The organism is Oleiphilus sp. HI0128 (assembly GCF_001635365.1).
Genome location: NZ_LWGG01000454.1, coordinates 1 through 855 on the forward strand (window position 1 = coordinate 1; position 855 = coordinate 855).

1 protein-coding gene is annotated in these 855 nt (G+C 43.0%); it reads left to right on the forward strand.

The window, feature by feature from the left end:
* Nucleotides 1-84 precede the first annotated feature (84 nt).
* The coding region (locus tag A3763_RS05595) for a thiamine pyrophosphate-dependent enzyme (protein ID WP_255376609.1) at nt 85-855 on the forward strand (771 nt) is incomplete at its 3' end.

The window sequence follows — 855 nt, forward strand, 5'->3', positions numbered from 1 at the left end:
CCTATTGTTCAAGTTTTATTTGCTCAATAGGGTAATTTAAGCGAGAATGGCGGCTTTTTTAGATCATCTTTCGGGAGAAATTTAATGCCGTCACGTCGTGAACTAGCAAATGCCATTCGTGCGTTAAGTATGGATGCAGTTCAAAAAGCAAAGTCTGGCCATCCTGGCGCGCCAATGGGAATGGCTGATATTGCTGAAGTGTTATGGAACGGCCACTTACAGCATACCCCTCAGAACCCGTCTTGGCCAAATCGCGATCGATTTATATTGTCCAACGGCCACGGTTCAATGCTTATCTATTCTTTGCTGCACTTAAGCGGTTATGATCTGGGTATTGAAGATCTTAAAAACTTCCGACAGCTACATTCTAAAACGCCAGGTCACCCTGAATACGGATACACACCCGGAGTTGAAACTACCACTGGCCCTCTTGGTCAAGGTATTTCTAATGCGGTGGGTATGGCGATAGCCGAAAAGTCACTTGCTGCGCAATTTAACCGTGAAGGTCATAATATCGTTGATCATTACACCTATACATTTGCTGGTGATGGCTGTTTGATGGAAGGTATTTCCCACGAAGTGTGTTCTTTAGCAGGTACGCTTGGCTTGGGTAAATTGGTACTTTTTTATGATGATAACGGCATTTCAATAGACGGTGAAGTCGAAGGTTGGTTCTCTGACGATACACCTAAGCGCTTCGAGTCTTATAACTGGCAAGTTATTCCTAATGTAGATGGTCATGATGCTGATGCCATCGAGGCGGCCATTAAAGAAGCTAAAAGTAATACTACTCAGCCAACTATTATTTGCTGTAAAACAGTAATAGGTTTTGGTTCGCCAAATAAAGAAGGTAAA